The organism is Pseudomonas sp. TH07 (assembly GCF_016651285.1).
Taxonomy (GTDB): Bacteria; Pseudomonadota; Gammaproteobacteria; order Pseudomonadales; family Pseudomonadaceae; genus Aquipseudomonas.
On record NZ_JAEKED010000001.1, the window covers coordinates 3,019,855 to 3,035,639 of the forward strand.

Consider the following 15,785-nt stretch of genomic DNA (forward strand, 5'->3'; position numbering starts at 1 on the left):
GGGGCGTTTTTTACGAGACTCGAACCTCACTCATGCCAATCACCGAACAACAACTGCAACAAATCCTCCCCAACGCCCGCCGCCAAGCGGGCGTTTTTGTTTCTCCACTTAACACCGCCATGGCCCGTCGGCAGATCGATACGCCGAAGCGCCAGGCGGCCTTTCTTGCGCAGATCGGTCATGAATCCGGGCAACTGCAATACGTGTGTGAACTGGGCAGCGATCAATACCTGAGCAAATACGACACCGGTACTCTCGCGGCGCGGCTGGGTAATACCCCCGAAGCCGATGGCGATGGCCAGCGTTTTCGTGGGCGCGGACTGATCCAGGTCACCGGGCGCAGCAACTATCGTCGTTGCAGCCTGGCGCTGTTCGGTGATGAGCGCCTGCTGGAGTTGCCACAACTGTTGGAGCAGCCGCAATGGGCCGCCGAGTCGGCGGCCTGGTTCTGGGAACAGGGCGGGCTCAATGCCCTGGCCGATCGCGACGAGTTCAACAGCATTACCCGCCGCATCAATGGCGGCTTGAATGGGTTGCAGGATCGCTTGCAGCTCTGGGCTCGAGCGAGGGCGGTGTTATGCCAGCCCTCGGTCTGAACCTCGCGACTTATCGGGTGCTAGGTGTTGTCGTGCTGTTGGCCGTGGTGGCCGGCGGCTCGGCGGCGCTGGCCTGGCGTATTCAGGGCTGGCGTTACGCCGGGCAATTGGCAGAACAGGCTCGATTGCACAGTGAAACCCTGGACCAACTGGCCCTGTCGGCTGCTACGCAACAGCGCGCCGAGCAGGATAAACGCATGGTGCTGGAGCAACAGCTGCAGGCCAGCGAGCAAGTTCATTACCGAGCATTAACCGATGCACAACGTGATCAAGGTCGCTTGCGCGATCGCCTTGCCACTGCTGATTTGCGCTTGTCAGTCCTACTCGACGCCGACGATCCACGCGCCGGCTGCGCAGTGCCTGCCTCCGCCACCAGCGGCGGCCTGGTTCATGCAGGCTCACGAGCCCGACTTGACCCGGCGCATGCTCAACGAATTATCGCCATCACCGACGCCGGAGACCGCGGACTGATTGCCCTGCAGGCATGCCAGGCGTATGTCAGGGCGATCCTTCACTGACATTTTGATCCAGACTGTGTCTTGCAAGCGCAACCTGCTGGTGTACGGTAACTCACTTGCCCGCCCCATCAGGAGAAGCCTCCGTGAAAGAAATCACCCAACTCGCCGCTGAACTTGGCAGGCGTCTGCAGGTGCTCAATGCCCATGTCACGACGGCCGAGTCCTGCACCGGCGGCGGAATTGCCGAAGCCATCACTCGCATTCCCGGTAGCTCGGCCTGGTTCGAGGCCGGGTATGTCACCTATTCCAATCGGCAGAAAACCCAGCAGTTGGAAGTGCCTGCCGAGCTTTTCGCTTCGGTGGGCGCGGTCAGTCGCGAGGTGGTCGAGGCCATGGTGCGCGGCGCCCAGGATAAAAGCCTGGCCCATTTTGCCGTGGCGGTGAGTGGGGTGGCCGGGCCGGACGGGGGCTCGCCACAGAAGCCGGTGGGCACCGTCTGGCTCGCCTGGGGCGCGGGAGAGACGCTGGTCAGTGAGCTGCGGCACTTCGCCGGTAACCGGGATGAGGTCCGCCGACAAACGGTGAAGGCCGCGCTAGAGGGGCTGCTGCAACATGCCGCGGCAGAAATCTCAAATCAGGGGTAGGCGATCCTCAAGCGCTGTGGAATAATACTGGCTACTTATACAGGTGTTGGCCGTCAGGCCTTATTGATTACGTGAGGACTTTAATGGACGACAACAAGAAGAAAGCCTTGGCTGCGGCCCTGGGTCAGATCGAACGTCAATTCGGCAAGGGTGCCGTAATGCGTATGGGCGATCAGGACCGTCAGGCGATCCCGGCTATTTCCACTGGCTCTCTGGGTCTGGACATCGCGCTCGGCATTGGCGGTCTGCCAAAAGGCCGTATCGTTGAAATCTACGGTCCGGAATCTTCCGGTAAAACTACGCTGACGCTGTCGGTGATCGCCCAGGCTCAAAAAGCCGGCGCCACCTGCGCATTCGTCGACGCCGAGCACGCCCTGGACCCTGAGTACGCCGGCAAGCTGGGCGTCAACGTCGACGACCTGCTGGTATCCCAGCCGGATACCGGCGAGCAGGCTCTGGAAATCACCGACATGCTGGTGCGCTCCAACGCTGTTGACGTGATCATCGTCGACTCCGTAGCCGCTCTGGTACCAAAGGCTGAAATCGAAGGCGAAATGGGTGACATGCACGTGGGCCTGCAAGCCCGTCTGATGTCCCAGGCGCTGCGTAAAATCACCGGTAACATCAAGAACGCCAACTGCCTGGTTATCTTCATCAACCAGATCCGTATGAAAATCGGCGTGATGTTCGGCAGCCCGGAAACCACCACCGGTGGTAACGCACTGAAGTTCTATGCCTCGGTTCGTCTGGATATCCGTCGCACCGGCGCGGTTAAAGAGGGTGATGAAGTCGTTGGTAGCGAAACCCGCGTCAAAGTCGTGAAGAACAAGGTGGCTTCGCCGTTCCGTCAGGCCGAGTTCCAGATTCTCTACGGCAAGGGCATCTACCTCAACGGCGAGATGATCGATCTTGGCGTGCTGCATGGCTTCGTTGAGAAGTCCGGCGCCTGGTATGCCTACAACGGCAACAAGATCGGCCAGGGCAAGGCCAACTCGGCCAAGTTCCTGCAGGACAATCCGGATATCGCGGCAGCCCTCGAGAAGCAGATTCGCGACAAGCTGCTGACCCCGGCTCCAGATGTCAAAGCTTCGCCAGCGAAAGAAAGCGTTGCTGACCTGGCTGATGCTGATAGCTGATTGAGCCAATGACCGCCGTACTCGATACCCTCGTCGCGGTGCGGCGAACTGCAATGGACCTGCTCGCGCGACGCGAGCATGGTCGAGTCGAGCTGACGCGTAAACTGCGTCAGCGCGGCGCCTCTCCCGAAATGATCGAAGAAGCACTTGACCGTCTGACCGAGGATGGCCTGCTCTCCGAAGCTCGTTACCTCGAAAGTTTTGTCTCCTACCGTGCCCGTTCTGGTTACGGCCCTTTGCGTATCCGCGAAGAGCTGAGTCAGCGTGGCTTGCAGCGCGGCGATATCGAACTGGCCTTGCGTGAGTCGGGTATCGACTGGCAAGAACAGTTGCAGGATGTCTGGCGCCGCAAGTTTGCCGGCCATTTACCGATCGATGCCCGTGAGCGCGCCAAGCAGGGGCGCTTTTTGAGTTATCGGGGGTATTCGATGGAGTTGATCAACCGCTTGTTCAGCGGTCGATCAGACGACTGACAGTGTGGCCCTGCCCTGAAAGGTTCGGGCCACCACGTGCTGATCAAGTGACCTTGATCGGCTCCCTGACTCGGTGTTGGGTCTTGGCCTGAGTATTGGCCCAGTTTTCCGGCAGGTTGATAAAGTCGATCAGTTCTCGCAGGCGACCGTTGTTGCGCGCGTTGAAGGTAAACGCCAGCCGAGCCAAGTGGCTGAACTGGGGTTCGTCGTGCTCTTCGCCGCTGTAGGCATGCTGATGAAAGTGATCACTCAGGCACAAATCGGCAAAAGTGGCCTGCATCTGCTCCAGTGCCTCATCGCTGAGTTTGTGGTTCATGCGGATTACAAACTGATGCTTCAGCCAGCGGCTGGAGTGGAAGTTGGCGTAGAACTGGTTGATTTCCGCCACTGCCTCCTCGGTGCTGTGCACCAGGCGCATCAGCTTCATGTCGGTGGGCAGGATGTAATGATTGGCTTCCAGTTGCTGCTGGATAAAGTCCAGCGCGCCTTGCCAGAAACTGCCTCCGGGAACGTCCAGCAGTACCACTGGCACCAGCGGGCTTTTGCCGGTCTGGATCAAGGTCAGGACTTCCAGGGCTTCATCCAGGGTGCCAAAACCGCCAGGGCATAGCACCAGTGCATCGGCTTCCTTGACGAAGAACAACTTGCGCGTGAAGAAGAAGTGGAACGACAACAGGTTGTGGGTGCCGCCGACCGTTGAGTTGGCGTGCTGCTCGAAGGGCAGGGTGATATTGAACCCCAGGCTGTGATCAAGGCCCGCACCTTCATGGGCTGCCGCCATGATGCCGCCGCCGGCGCCGGTGATTACCATCAGGTCGGAGCGGGCGAGGGCGGCCCCCAGTTCCCGGGCCATGCCATAGAGCGGGTGTTCGATCGGCGTGCGTGCCGAACCGAATACCGTGACTTTGCGTCGCCCCTTGAACTGTTCCAGCACGCGGAATGCATGCTCGAGTTCGCGCAGGGCCTGCAAGGTGATTTTGGCGTTCCAGCGGTTCAGATCATCCTGAGCCATGCGTAGCACGGTCAGGATCATGTCGCGATAAAGAGGGATATTCGGGCTGTTGGGGGCAATCAGGTTGAGTTGCTCTTCGACCTTGCTAGTGAGGTCGATACCCTTGTTTTGAAAATGACGGCTGAGTAGGTCACTCGGTTCATAAGGCATTAAAAACTTCTCCTTCTGCACAGAACCTTCGGCACGGGCGAGGTATTCACCAGCGCCACGACACGGCATGTGTCGCTATTCGCCCAGACCTTTGCCTGAGCCTTCTGACTGGTCGTGGCCGTCACTGAGTGGCCTGACGAGCAGTCATGAATACCGATTCTGCTTTTCCTTGTTTGAGACAACAGTTGCACGGCAAGACGTGATCGGGCTCCTCCAACTGCCCGGGACAGTTAACGGCAGTACGCTCTGAATGACTCGATCATGTGCCCACAAAGTCTTGCCTGGCAACAGGATATTGGCGTTTGCCAGGTGATTCAGCGACAGATCAATGTGAGCCGCCAACCCGCTATGAGCAGATAAGCACCCTATCGCGCAAACAAGACATGCAGGTGTCAGCGTCAGAGGGTATGGCAGAGAGGGATAGGAGAACTCGGTCGTCGTCAGCTTGAGGGCCGATGCCATCGAGCATCAAGGGCATCGGCGGCGGCGCTCGCTGGATGGAAGCGCCGTGTACGTCAGATGCAGGCTTGCCGGTCGAGCTGCGGATCGATGATCGGCAGCTGCGCCAGTCAGTGGGTAATTACTTTTTCTTGGCGGGGGTGGCTGCGGGGCAGTCGGATTCCTGGAAGCGCGCCGAGGCCACTGGGCGGTTGGTGCGGTTCTCGGTGAATTCGTAACGCATGATCGCGCCCCTGACCATCAACTTGCGGTAGTTCGGGTTACGGCAAACGCTGGCGCCCAATTGCAGATACACCGCTTTGGGGTTCTCACGCATTTTTGCCGCGTGGTCGGCTTGCACGCTGAGGTGGTTGATCAGCTCCTTACCTTCAACCGTGTAGCCTTGGTCCAGGATGTTCTCGTTAACTTCCCGAGGGGTACCGACATTGCTTTCTTCAGCCACTTTCTGCAGCGTTTTGTTCAGTTCGAAGTCTTGCAACGACGCAGCCTGGGCACTGAAGGGCAGGGCCAGCAGCAGGGCAACGGTGGGGACGATAAAGCGCAACATGAAACTCTCCTGGTGCAGTGACTGATGCTTCGACCAGCCGCTGGGCTGTGCGTTCAGTGGCGCGAATTATAGGGGAGTGCTGGGAAGGCGGTACAGGTTTGCGCAGATAGCTCTGATAAACTTGCGCGATTTTTACCCTGCCGAGTGCTTTTCGTGTCGATTCTTCTGCTTTGCCGGGGCTGCTTGCGATGAGCCACGCTGTTTCCCGTTTGCGCGCCCAGCGCCTGGCCCGTGCCGTCAAACCCTTCGTTGCACGAGGTTCGCGGGCCGAACGCTGCCCCGGCTGCCGGGTTATTCCCTCCCATTGCATGTGTGCCTGGCGGCCCAAGGTCTCGGCCAGATCGGCCATGTGCCTGGTGATGCATGATGTGGAGCCGCTCAAACCCAGCAATACCGGCTGGCTGATCGCTGACGTGATCGATGAGACCAGCGCATTCCCCTGGTCGCGGACCGAAGTCGATCCCGAGTTGCTGGCGCTGATTGCCGATCCGCAATGGCAGCCGTACATCGTTTTTCCGGGGGAGTTCGTGGCGCCGGAGCGGGTGGTGAGCGAAGTTCGCCTGGAAGAAGGCAAGCGCCCACTGTTTATTCTGCTGGACGCGACCTGGAGCGAAGCGCGCAAGATGTTTCGCAAGAGCCCGTACCTGGAACACTTGCCAGTGCTCAGCCTGGAGCCCGAGCAACTGTCGCGCTATAAGCTGCGACGCTCCAAGCGCGACGACCACTTTTGCACTGCGGAGGTGGCCGCGTTATGCCTGGAACTGGCCCAGGACCCGCTTGCCAGTGAGGTGCTGGACGCCTATCTGGACGTGTTCAGCACTCATTATCTGGCAGCCAAGTATCAATTGGTCATCGACCCCGATGATGAGGTCCATAACCGGCTCAAGCCCTTTCTGCCGTCTGCGCCCTAAGCCGTTGCGGCTTTCTGGGCCAGAGTTGCGCCAGCAGCATGCCGCTGAGCATCAGCGCACAGCCTATATAGCCGCGCATCTGCAGGGACTCATCCAGCAGCCAGGCGCCGGCAATGGCGGCGAACACCGCTTCCAGCGATAGAATGATCGCCGCATGGGAGGCGATCGCGTCCTTTTGCGCGATCACCTGCAAGGTGTAGCCGATCCCCACGGCAATCACACCGCCATACGCGATGGCCGGGCCGGCAGCGATGATCGCGGTCCATTCAATGGGCTCAAGGCACAGGGCTAGGATCAGGCTGACCATCGAACAGGTGGTGAATTGCAGAAAGGCCAGGCGAATCGGGTCGTGACGGCTGGCGAAGATGCCGACTAGCACCACGTGCCCACCCCAGACAAAGGCGCCAATCAACTGCAGCCAGTCCCCGGAGGCCACCGTGAAGCCCTCGTTGACGCTCAGCAGAAACATCCCCACCACCGCCAGCACTGCGCCGAGCCAGGTACCCAACCCGGTCTTTTGCCCGATCAGCAGCCCCAGAAGTGGCACTACAATGACGTAGAGCCCGGTGATGAAGCCGGCATTGGTGACGCTGGTGAACATCAGTCCGACTTGTTGCAGGTTGATGCCCAGAGCCAGGGCCAGGCCCATCAGGCTGCCTCCGAGCAAAAGACCTCGGGTCAGCAGTGGCTCAGCCTTGGGCTCACCGCGCTGGCGGCGCAGCACCAAGGGCAGCAGGCACAGCGAGCCGAGGGCAAAACGCAGGCCGGAATAAAGGAAAGGACCGATGTGGTCCATGCCCGTGGTTTGGGCGACAAAGGCCGAGCCCCAGATAATGGCGGTGACCAGCATCAGGACATCGGCACGCAAGGCTCGGCTTCGCATGATGGCTCTCTTATTAGTTAGCCGGCTACGATGCCGCAAAGCTTGGAACTTGACCACCCCGGCTTCGCTGGGCATGCTTGGCGCCGATTAGGGCGCGACCGAAGTTTGAAACGCCGCTTTCCCGGGCTCTTGGCGTTGATCGTGCTGTTTTCAGATGGCGCATTCTGGCGCGCATCTGTGTTGTTTTGGTGAGGACCGAATGCATCGGTTCAGCCATAAAAAACAGGATCATTTGAAAAATGGCCACATACGAAATCCTGATAGCTGATGACCATCCACTGTTTCGTGGTGCACTGCATCAGGCGCTGACCCTGGGCCTTGGCCCTGATGTGCGGCTGGTGGAGGTGGCGAGTATCGCCGAGCTGGAATCGCGCTTGAGCGAGAAGGCCGACTGGGACCTTGTGCTGCTGGACCTGAACATGCCCGGTGCCTACGGTTTTTCCGGGCTGGTGCTGTTGCGCGGCCAGTACCCGCAAATCCCGGTGGTGATGGTTTCGGCCCAGGAAGAAGCCTCGGTCATGGTGCGTTCCCGTGAGTTCGGTGCCAGCGGTTTCATCCCCAAATCCAGTCCACTGGAAGTCATCCAGAAAGCAGTGCGCAGCGTGCTCGACGGTGACGTCTGGTGGCCGCCGCAGGCGTTTGAACAGGTCAGCGTTTCTGCCGAAGCCAAGGCCGCCAGCGAAGGCCTGGCCAGTCTCACGCCGCAGCAGTTTCGGGTGTTGACCATGGTCTGCGAAGGGTTGCTGAACAAGCAGATTGCCTACGAACTGAGCGTATCGGAGGCGACGATCAAGGCCCACGTCACGGCCATTTTCCGTAAGCTCGGGGTGCGTACCCGGACCCAGGCCGCCTTGCTCCTGCAACAACTTGAGTCAATTTCCAGCCACTGATGGTCGGTTTGTTCACGCTTTTTTGACTCTTGTTGAACTAGTTTTCCCACTTCTTTTTTTGCTCAGTTGCCTACCTTATGTCGCCTTTCAAGGGTCAAACCGGTCTTAAACGCATCCTCAACGCCTCCGGCTACTCCTTCGATGGTTTGCGTGCCGCCTTCACTGGCGAAGCCGCATTCCGTCAACTGGTGCTGCTCAACGTCATTTTGATTCCGGTGAGCTTCTTGCTGTCCGTCAGCCGGGTCGAGCGCGCGTTGCTGATTGCGGTCTGTCTGCTGGCGCTGATTGTCGAACTGCTCAATTCGGCGGTGGAAGCGGCGATCGACCGGATTTCCCTGGATCGCCACCCCCTGTCAAAAAACGCCAAGGACATGGGCAGCGCCGCGCAGTTCGTGGCACTGAGCATGATTGCCGCCGTATGGGCGGTGATCCTGATCTAGGGAATGCTCGGCAGCACGATCTCGTCGCTGCGTTGCACGCCAGCTGTGAATGCGCGGCACAGCTCCAGGAACTCGCGCATGGCTGAGGTCTGGTACTTCTGCTTATGCCAGATGAAGTAGAACTGCCGGGCCAGGTCCAGGTCCGGGGTTTCCACCGGCACCAGGCTGCCACGGCGGAAGGCATCGCGCAGGGCCAGCCGAGAGATGCAGCCAATCCCCAAACCAGACTCCACCGCGCGCTTGATGGCCTCGGTGTGCTCCAGTTCCAGGCGGATATTCAGCGCGCTACGGTGATGGCGCATTGCTTGGTCGAAGGTCAGGCGCGTACCTGAACCCTGTTCCCGCAGGATCCAGGCTTCTTGGGTCAACTCCTCCATGGTGGCGTGCCCGCGTTTGGCCAGGGGGTGCTGCGGGGCGCAGAACACCACCAGCTCATCTTCGACCCAGGTCTGGACTTCGATATCAGGATGACTGCAGTCACCTTCAATTAGACCCAGATCAATTTCGTAGTGGGCGACCTGTTGCACGATATGCGCAGTGTTCTGTACATGCAGCTTCACCTGGCTTTCCGGATGGACCTGCATGAAGCTGCCGATCAGCAAGGTGGCCAGGTAGTTGCCGATGGTCAGGGTGGCGCCCACCGACAGCGAGCCGAAGCCGGATTTGCCGTTGAGCAGGTCCTCGATTTCCTTGGCCTGGTCCAGCAGCGCCACCGCTTGCGGCAACAGCTGTTTGCCCAGGGCGTTGAGGCTCAGGCGCTTGCCGGCGCGGTCGAACAATTGGCAACTCGATTGCCGTTCGAGCTCACTGATCGAGGTACTCGCGGCGGATTGGGAAAGGGCCAGCAACCCGGCAGCGCGAGACACGCTCTCTTGCTGGGCAACGGCGACGAATACTTGAAGTTGACGGAGAGTAAATCGCATATCGATATAACCGATAACCCTTATCTTAATAATCCATTTAACAGATATTGTCGCCGCCATTAGAATGCTATGCAATTGTGCTCAGCTCATTGTGCACTGAGCTTGCGCAGACAACTTTCCAGGAGTTCCCCGTACATGAGCAACATGAACCACGAACGTGTCCTCAGTGTTCACCACTGGAACGACACGCTGTTCAGCTTCAAGTGCACCCGCGATCCGGGCCTGCGCTTCGAGAACGGTCAGTTCGTGATGATCGGCCTGCAACAACCCAACGGCCGCCCGCTTATGCGCGCTTACTCGATTGCCAGCCCTAACTGGGAAGAGCATCTCGAGTTCTTCAGCATCAAGGTTCCTGATGGTCCGCTGACTTCCCAACTGCAGCACTTGAAGGAAGGCGACGAGATCATCATCAGCAAAAAACCGACCGGCACCCTGGTGCTGGACGATTTGAAGCCTGGTAAACACCTGTACCTGCTCAGCACCGGTACTGGCCTGGCGCCCTTCATGAGCGTGATCCAGGATCCGGAAACCTACGAGCGTTTCGAAAAAGTGATCCTGTGCCACGGCGTGCGCTACGTCAACGAAGTCGCCTACCGCGAATTCATCACCGAGCACCTGCCGCAGAACGAGTTCTTCGGCGAGGCGCTGCGTGACAAGTTGATCTACTACCCAACCGTGACCCGCGAGCCGTTCGAAAACGAAGGCCGCCTGACCGACCTGATGCGTAGCGGCAAACTGTTCAGCGACATCGGCCTGCCGCCGATCAACCCGCAGGACGACCGCGCCATGCTGTGCGGCAGCCCGAGCATGCTCGACGAGACCAGCGAAGTGCTCAACAGCTTCGGCCTCAAGGTTTCGCCGCGTATGCGCGAGCCGGGGGATTACCTGATCGAGCGCGCCTTCGTCGAGAAGTAAGCGCCTCGCTCCACTAAAAAGCCCGCGTTGCCTGAGAAGGCAGCGCGGGCTTTTTTGTTTCTGCGGTTCAGGCGGCGGGGACCACTTCCAGCACTCGAATCAAGCCCGGCTCCGGATAATGCCAGCGCACGTCCAGGTCCCAAAATTGCGCGCCGTACTGGCGTTCCGGCGTGGGTGCCTGATAAGCCGGACGCGGATCCTGGGCCAGGCACTGCTCGATCAGCTCGACCAAGGGCTCTTGCAGGCGCTGAGCGTGCGTATGAGCCTGTTGCAGCGCTTCGTCGGCCCAATGCACCGGGATCAGTTGCGGTGCGGTGCTGGCGATGCTGTTGTGGGCGCTGTCGATGATGTCGGCGTACGGCACGTAGGGCTTGATGTCGAGGATCGGCGTGCCGTCCAGCAGATCGATGCCGGAGATCCACAGACGGCCGGCTTCAACTCTGTCCAACTTGACCACCGATTGGCCGATGCCGTTGGGGCGGTGGGTGGCGCGGGTGGCAAACACCCCCATGGATTTATTGCCGCCCAGGCGCGGCGGGCGCACCTTGAGCCGCGGCTTGTCCTCCAGCGCCTGGTGGAACACAAACAGCAGCCACACGTGGCTCACCTGCTCCAGGCCCTGGACCGCGTCGCCTTGATCGAATGGCGCCACCAGCTCCAGCACGCCGCGCGCGGCCGGGGCCAGTTGTGGCTGGCGCGGGATGGCGAATTTTTCCTTGAAGCAGGAACGCACGAAGCCGATGGGGGAAACGCTGTAGGTCATGGTCAGGGGTCGAGGCCGGGTGAGGCGCGCATGATAGCGCACCCGGCGGCCAGCGCCCGCGAACGCCGCTCCTTCAGAGGCTGAAGCCGCCATCCAGCGGGATGATGTTGCCGGTCATGTAGGCCCCGGCGGTACTCGCCAGGCTGATGGCCAGCGCGGCCATTTCCTCTTCGCGCCCCCAGCGCCCCATGGGGATCAGCGCGGTGTCTTCCGCCAGTGCCTGCTCATCGTTGCCGATGTGCTGGGTCATCTTGCTCGGAAAGCGCCCCGGAGCGATCACATTGACGTTGATGTGCTGGCTGACCAGCTCGCGGGCCAGGATCCGCGACAACTGGTGCAGGGCAGCCTTGCTCGGGCCGTAGGCGTACGCCTGTTCGCCAAAGGAAGAAATGCCCGCCACCGAGCCGATATTGATGATCCGCGCCGGGTTCTGCGCCGAGCCGGCTTTGCGCAGCAGCGGCAGACATTGCTGGATGCAGGTGAAGACCGAGGTCACGTTGAGCTGCATGACCTTCTCCCAGCCCTTGACCGGGTAGCTTTCCAGCGGTGCGCCCCAGGTGGTGCCGGCGTTGTTCACCAGGATGTCCAGTTGGGCGACCTCCTGCTCCAGCTGCGCGACCAATTGCTGCACGCCTTCTTCGGTGGCCAGGTTGGCAGCCAGCCCGCGGCATTGCCCCAGGGCGCCGAGTTCTTCGGCGGTCTGCCGGCAGGCCTCGGCATCGCGCGCGCACACGTAAACGCTGGCGCCGGCCTCGACAAAGGCCTTGGCGATCATTTTGCCGATACCACGGGTGCCGCCGGTCACCAGGGCGGTGCGGCCTTGCAGGGAGAAGTAGGGATGCATGGCGAGTCCTGAGGGCTTGGAGTAAGGGGTTACCCTAGTCGTCAGGTGGGTGCAGCGGAGCCACTATTTTTACAGGGAATACGGCGTCATGCGCGGAGGCGGTGACCGTAGTCAGCCGCCTCCGAGGTGCTCAGGGACGGACGCGCAGGGTCAGGCCCTTGAGGAAATTGCGCAGCCACTGGTCGCCGCACGGACGGTAGTTGGTGTGGCCGAACTTGCGGAACAGCGCGCTCAACTCAGGCTTGGACACCGGGAACTCGGCGGCCTTGAGGATGGCGTGCATGTCGTCTTCCTTGAGTTCGAAGGCCACCCGCAGTTTTTTCAGGATGATGTTGTTGGTCACCGGCACTTCGATCGGCTGCGGCGGACGGCTTTCGTCCTTGCCACGCTTGAAAATCACCAGGCCGTCGAGGAAGTGCGCCATGACTTCATCCGGGCAACGGACGAAGCCTTCTTCGTCTTCCTCTTTCTTGTCGAGGTAGGTCACCAGGTCGGCCAGGGCCACGTCCATGCCGCCGAGTTTGATGATCTCGATGACTTTCTTGTCGCTGATGTCGAGCATGTAGCGCACGCTGCGCAGTACGTCGTTATGAATCATGGTGTGCAATCCTGATATTCAGCAGTGGGCGCCGCATAAGCTGCGGCGCCGAAATGTAAGGCGGCGGCAGAGGTCTTAGAACTTCTCTTTGCCGGACAGGTAGCGCCATTGCCCCAGGGGCACTTTGCCGATGGACACGCCGCCGATGCGGATCCGACGGATGGCGACGACCTTCAGGCCGACGGCCTGGCAGAACAGGGCGATCACGCCCGGTTGCGGGTTTTTCATGGCAAAGCGCAGGCGGTTTTCGTTCTGCCAACTGGCCTTGACCGGCGGCAGCTCCTTGCCCTTGTAGGTCAGGCCGTGATTCAGGCGGTTCAAGCCATGAGCCACCATGTCGCCTTCAACCTCGACCACGTATTCCTGCTCGATCTTGCTGGCGTCGGCGGTGAGCTTGCGCAAAATCTTCCAGTCCTGGGTGAACACCAGCAGGCCGCTGGCGTTGGCCTGCAAGTCGCTGCTGGCGGTCAGGCGCAGGAAGTGCCCCTTGAGCGGGCGCTTGCCGTAGCGATGCTCCTCGCTCAGGGTGTCGGCGCTGATGCTGGCCATGGCGCTGTCTGCATCCATGCCCACCGGCACGTTCAGCAGAATCGTCACCGGCTCCGGCGCGGTGGCCTTGGCCTCCGGGTCGAGCTCGACCATCTGGTTCTCGACCTTGAACTGCGGCTCGTCGATCACCTCGCCATCCACCGTGACCCAGCCGCCCTCGATGAACAGCTCAGCCTCCCGGCGGGAACAGCCGACGAGTTCGATGAGGCGTTTGGAGAGACGAATCGGGTCAGTCATGACAGGGGCCGCAGTAAAAGGGGGTGGGCATTGTACCTGCCCGGCGCCGGTTAATCCCGGGTCCATTTGCCGGTTGTGGCTTTTAGCCGCGTCCGGCTTGCAGGTGCGGCTGTTTCAAGCGCATGTGCAGCAGCGGATAAGGCTGGCCCATGCCGTCGTGTTCCGTGCGGCCGATGACTTCGAAGCCTTGCTTGAAATAGAACCCCAGGGCCTGCGGATTCTGTTCGTTGACGTCCAGCTGGCAGGCATTCAGGTGCTCGACGGCGTACTTGAGCAACTGCCGGCCCAGGCCTTGGCCGCGATGGGCCGGGTCGATAAACAGCATCTCGATCTTGCCCGCGGCCACCCCGGCAAACCCGGTGATCTGCAGGCGATGGTCGCGGGTGCAGATCAACATCACCGCATCCAGGTAGCGGGTCAGCACCAGATTTTTCAGCAGTTCGATGTAGCTGTCCGGCAAGAAGTCGTGGGTGGCGCGTACCGACGCCTCCCAGACCCGGGTCAGTTCCGCGTAGTCGCTGTTTTTCGGGGTGTGGATGATCGCGTGCTGGCGCATGCCGCCGGGTCCTGTGTTGTGCCTGGCCGCCTTGATGGAGGCCTTCTGTTGAGCAAACGATAGACCTAAAAAAGCCCCGCATCTCGGGAAGAGAGCAGGGCTTTTCGATTTTTTTACCCGTTACAGGGTTTCGGCCCACAGGTCGTATTCGTCTGCATCGGTAACCCGGCACCAGACTTTGTCGCCCGGCTTGAGATCGCCTGCGCCATCGATAAAGACGTTGCCGTCGATTTCCGGAGCGTCGAAGAAGCAGCGGCCGACCGCGCCATTCTCATCGACTTCATCGATCAGCACTTCGATTTCCTTGCCGATGCGCTGTTGCAGACGCGCCGAACTGATTTCCTGCTGGTGCGCCATAAAGCGCTCCCAGCGGTCCTGCTTGACGTCATCGGGCACCACGTCCAGGTCCAGGTCATTGGCCGGCGCGCCTTCCACCGGCGAGTACTGGAAGCAGCCGACGCGGTCGAGCTGGGCTTCGGTCAGCCAGTTCAGCAGGTACTGGAAGTCTTCTTCGGTTTCACCCGGGAAGCCGACGATAAAGGTCGAGCGGATGATCAGCTCGGGACAGATCTGGCGCCAGTTCTTGATCCGCGCCAGGGTCTTGTCTTCGAAGGCCGGGCGTTTCATGGCCTTGAGGACTTTCGGGCTGGCGTGCTGGAACGGGATGTCCAGGTACGGCAGGATCTTGCCGGCGGCCATCAGCGGGATCAGCTCGTCCACATGCGGGTACGGGTACACGTAGTGCAGGCGGACCCAGACGCCGAGGCTGCTCAGGGCTTCGCAGAGCTCGGTCATGCGGGTTTTCACCGGCGCGCCGTTCCAGAACCCGGTGCGGTATTTGACGTCGACGCCATAGGCGCTGGTGTCCTGGGAGATCACCAGCAGCTCTTTCACGCCGGACTTGACCAGGCGCTGGGCCTCGTCGAGCACATCACCCACCGGGCGGCTGACCAGCTTGCCGCGCATCGACGGGATGATGCAGAAACTGCAGCTGTGGTTGCAGCCTTCGGAAATCTTCAGGTAGGCGTAGTGGCGCGGGGTCAGCTTGATGCCTTGGGGCGGCACCAGGTCGATCAGCGGGTTATGGTCCTGGCGCGGTGGCACCACGTCGTGCACGGCGTTGACCACCTGCTCGTACTGTTGCGGGCCGGTGACGGCCAGTACGCTGGGGTGCACGTTGCGGATAGTGCCTTCTTCCACACCCATGCAGCCGGTGACGATGACCTTGCCGTTTTCCTTGATGGCTTCGCCGATCACTTCCAGGGATTCAGCCTTGGCCGAGTCGATAAAGCCGCAGGTGTTGACGACCACGACGTCAGCGTCCTGGTAGGTGGACACCACGTCATAGCCTTCCATGCGCAGTTGGGTAAGGATGCGCTCGGAGTCGACCAGGGCTTTCGGGCAGCCCAGGGAAACGAAGCCGACTTTCGGGTTGGCCGGCGTGGAGGGGGTGGACATGTCTAACCTCGGTATGGTGTCGAATCACTTGGGGGGCAAGTGCGACGGTTGGGCGCTGGCTGCGCCTCTGATCAAAAAGTGCGCAATTCTAGCGATGCTGAAAGCACTTGACCAGCTTTATGCAGGGAAATACGACGAGTGCTGCGCTATGCTTCGCGCCGTTGCTTGCTAGTGAAATGACGCAGTCAACCGTTCGTCTGTAACAACAGGTAAAACAGCGCATGCTGCGCAGGTTTTAAGGCTTGGCGTGTTCTTGTTGCCAGGCTTTTCATATCAAGCCCCGGTCTGGGTAGTAGGAGTGGTGGTAGATGGGTCAGGCAAGTAGTCAGGCGGTGGGCGGCGA

The 15,785-nt window shown here is 60.5% G+C and carries 19 protein-coding genes; 9 read left to right on the forward strand and 10 right to left on the reverse strand.

The features are described 5' to 3' along the window. The first annotated feature begins 32 nt into the window (after positions 1–32). The 5 genes from JFU57_RS14080 (at position 33) to recX (ending at position 3,307) form a co-directional block, all read left to right on the forward strand. Positions 33–596 (forward strand): glycoside hydrolase family 19 protein, encoded by a 564-nt coding sequence (locus JFU57_RS14080; protein WP_201129686.1) that lies wholly within the window; start codon positions 33–35, stop codon positions 594–596. Then, a complete protein-coding gene (locus JFU57_RS14085; protein ID WP_201129689.1) occupies positions 578–1,114 on the forward strand; it encodes a lysis system i-spanin subunit Rz in 537 nt (178 codons plus the stop codon). The genes JFU57_RS14080 and JFU57_RS14085 overlap by 19 nt, the downstream gene beginning before the upstream one ends. A gap of 83 nt (positions 1,115–1,197) precedes the next feature. Continuing rightward, the gene (locus JFU57_RS14090) at positions 1,198–1,698 is read left to right on the forward strand and encodes a nicotinamide-nucleotide amidohydrolase family protein (RefSeq protein ID WP_201129691.1); all 501 of its coding nucleotides are present in this window, start codon (positions 1,198–1,200) and stop codon (positions 1,696–1,698) included. Positions 1,699–1,781: 83 nt separating this feature from the next. After that, complete coding sequence (recA, locus tag JFU57_RS14095) at positions 1,782–2,834, forward strand: recombinase RecA (protein WP_020296553.1); 1,053 nt, start codon at positions 1,782–1,784, stop codon at positions 2,832–2,834. Between the two features lie 8 nt (positions 2,835–2,842). Then, a complete protein-coding gene (gene recX, locus JFU57_RS14100) occupies positions 2,843–3,307 on the forward strand; it encodes a recombination regulator RecX (protein ID WP_201129693.1) in 465 nt (154 codons plus the stop codon). Positions 3,308–3,350: 43 nt separating this feature from the next. Here recX and JFU57_RS14105 read toward each other — a convergent pair whose 3' ends face one another. Both JFU57_RS14105 and JFU57_RS14110 read right to left on the reverse strand, forming a co-directional pair. After that, entirely contained in the window at positions 3,351–4,469 is a 1,119-nt protein-coding gene (locus JFU57_RS14105; protein ID WP_201129696.1) for an LOG family protein, read from the reverse strand. 580 nt (positions 4,470–5,049) lie between these two features. Continuing rightward, the gene (locus JFU57_RS14110) at positions 5,050–5,475 is read right to left on the reverse strand and encodes a PA3611 family quorum-sensing-regulated virulence factor (RefSeq protein WP_201129698.1); all 426 of its coding nucleotides are present in this window, start codon (positions 5,473–5,475) and stop codon (positions 5,050–5,052) included. A gap of 188 nt (positions 5,476–5,663) precedes the next feature. Between JFU57_RS14110 and JFU57_RS14115 the strand changes: the two genes are divergently transcribed. Then, positions 5,664–6,386: a tRNA-uridine aminocarboxypropyltransferase gene (locus JFU57_RS14115; RefSeq protein ID WP_078470116.1), complete on the forward strand. Its 723-nt coding sequence runs from the start codon at positions 5,664–5,666 to the stop codon at positions 6,384–6,386. On the opposite strand, the gene JFU57_RS14120 is transcribed toward JFU57_RS14115, so the two are convergent. Beyond that, positions 6,358–7,269: a DMT family transporter gene (locus JFU57_RS14120; protein ID WP_201129700.1), complete on the reverse strand. Its 912-nt coding sequence runs from the start codon at positions 7,267–7,269 to the stop codon at positions 6,358–6,360. The genes JFU57_RS14115 and JFU57_RS14120 overlap by 29 nt on opposite strands. A 239-nt stretch (positions 7,270–7,508) precedes the next feature. Between JFU57_RS14120 and erdR the strand changes: the two genes are divergently transcribed. Both erdR and JFU57_RS14130 read left to right on the forward strand, forming a co-directional pair. Beyond that, a complete protein-coding gene (erdR, locus tag JFU57_RS14125) occupies positions 7,509–8,159 on the forward strand; it encodes a response regulator transcription factor ErdR (protein WP_020296547.1) in 651 nt (216 codons plus the stop codon). A 77-nt stretch (positions 8,160–8,236) separates the two neighbouring features. Then, positions 8,237–8,599: a diacylglycerol kinase gene (locus JFU57_RS14130; RefSeq protein ID WP_078470118.1), complete on the forward strand. Its 363-nt coding sequence runs from the start codon at positions 8,237–8,239 to the stop codon at positions 8,597–8,599. Here the strand turns inward: JFU57_RS14130 and JFU57_RS14135 are convergent. Beyond that, positions 8,596–9,522: a LysR family transcriptional regulator gene (locus tag JFU57_RS14135; protein ID WP_078470119.1), complete on the reverse strand. Its 927-nt coding sequence runs from the start codon at positions 9,520–9,522 to the stop codon at positions 8,596–8,598. The genes JFU57_RS14130 and JFU57_RS14135 overlap by 4 nt on opposite strands. A gap of 135 nt (positions 9,523–9,657) precedes the next feature. Here JFU57_RS14135 and fpr point away from each other — a divergent pair, with 135 nt between their 5' ends. Beyond that, the gene (gene fpr / locus JFU57_RS14140; RefSeq protein WP_003443014.1) at positions 9,658–10,437 is read left to right on the forward strand and encodes a ferredoxin-NADP reductase; all 780 of its coding nucleotides are present in this window, start codon (positions 9,658–9,660) and stop codon (positions 10,435–10,437) included. Positions 10,438–10,504: 67 nt separating this feature from the next. Here the strand turns inward: fpr and tsaA are convergent, their stop codons facing one another. The 6 genes from tsaA to rimO form a co-directional block, all read right to left on the reverse strand. After that, entirely contained in the window at positions 10,505–11,200 is a 696-nt protein-coding gene (gene tsaA / locus JFU57_RS14145) for a tRNA (N6-threonylcarbamoyladenosine(37)-N6)-methyltransferase TrmO (protein WP_078470230.1), read from the reverse strand. A gap of 73 nt (positions 11,201–11,273) precedes the next feature. Continuing rightward, positions 11,274–12,044 (reverse strand): SDR family oxidoreductase, encoded by a 771-nt coding sequence (locus tag JFU57_RS14150; RefSeq protein WP_201129702.1) that lies wholly within the window; start codon positions 12,042–12,044, stop codon positions 11,274–11,276. 130 nt (positions 12,045–12,174) lie between these two features. Next, a complete protein-coding gene (locus JFU57_RS14155; protein WP_201129704.1) occupies positions 12,175–12,642 on the reverse strand; it encodes a DUF1456 family protein in 468 nt (155 codons plus the stop codon). 75 nt (positions 12,643–12,717) lie between these two features. Continuing rightward, positions 12,718–13,428, reverse strand: coding sequence for an rRNA pseudouridine synthase (locus tag JFU57_RS14160; protein WP_201129706.1), 711 nt, complete (start codon positions 13,426–13,428; stop codon positions 12,718–12,720). A gap of 82 nt (positions 13,429–13,510) precedes the next feature. Further along, positions 13,511–13,984: a GNAT family N-acetyltransferase gene (locus JFU57_RS14165; protein ID WP_078470121.1), complete on the reverse strand. Its 474-nt coding sequence runs from the start codon at positions 13,982–13,984 to the stop codon at positions 13,511–13,513. A gap of 120 nt (positions 13,985–14,104) precedes the next feature. Next, positions 14,105–15,442: a 30S ribosomal protein S12 methylthiotransferase RimO gene (rimO, locus tag JFU57_RS14170; protein ID WP_201129708.1), complete on the reverse strand. Its 1,338-nt coding sequence runs from the start codon at positions 15,440–15,442 to the stop codon at positions 14,105–14,107. Positions 15,443–15,785: the final 343 nt, after the last annotated feature.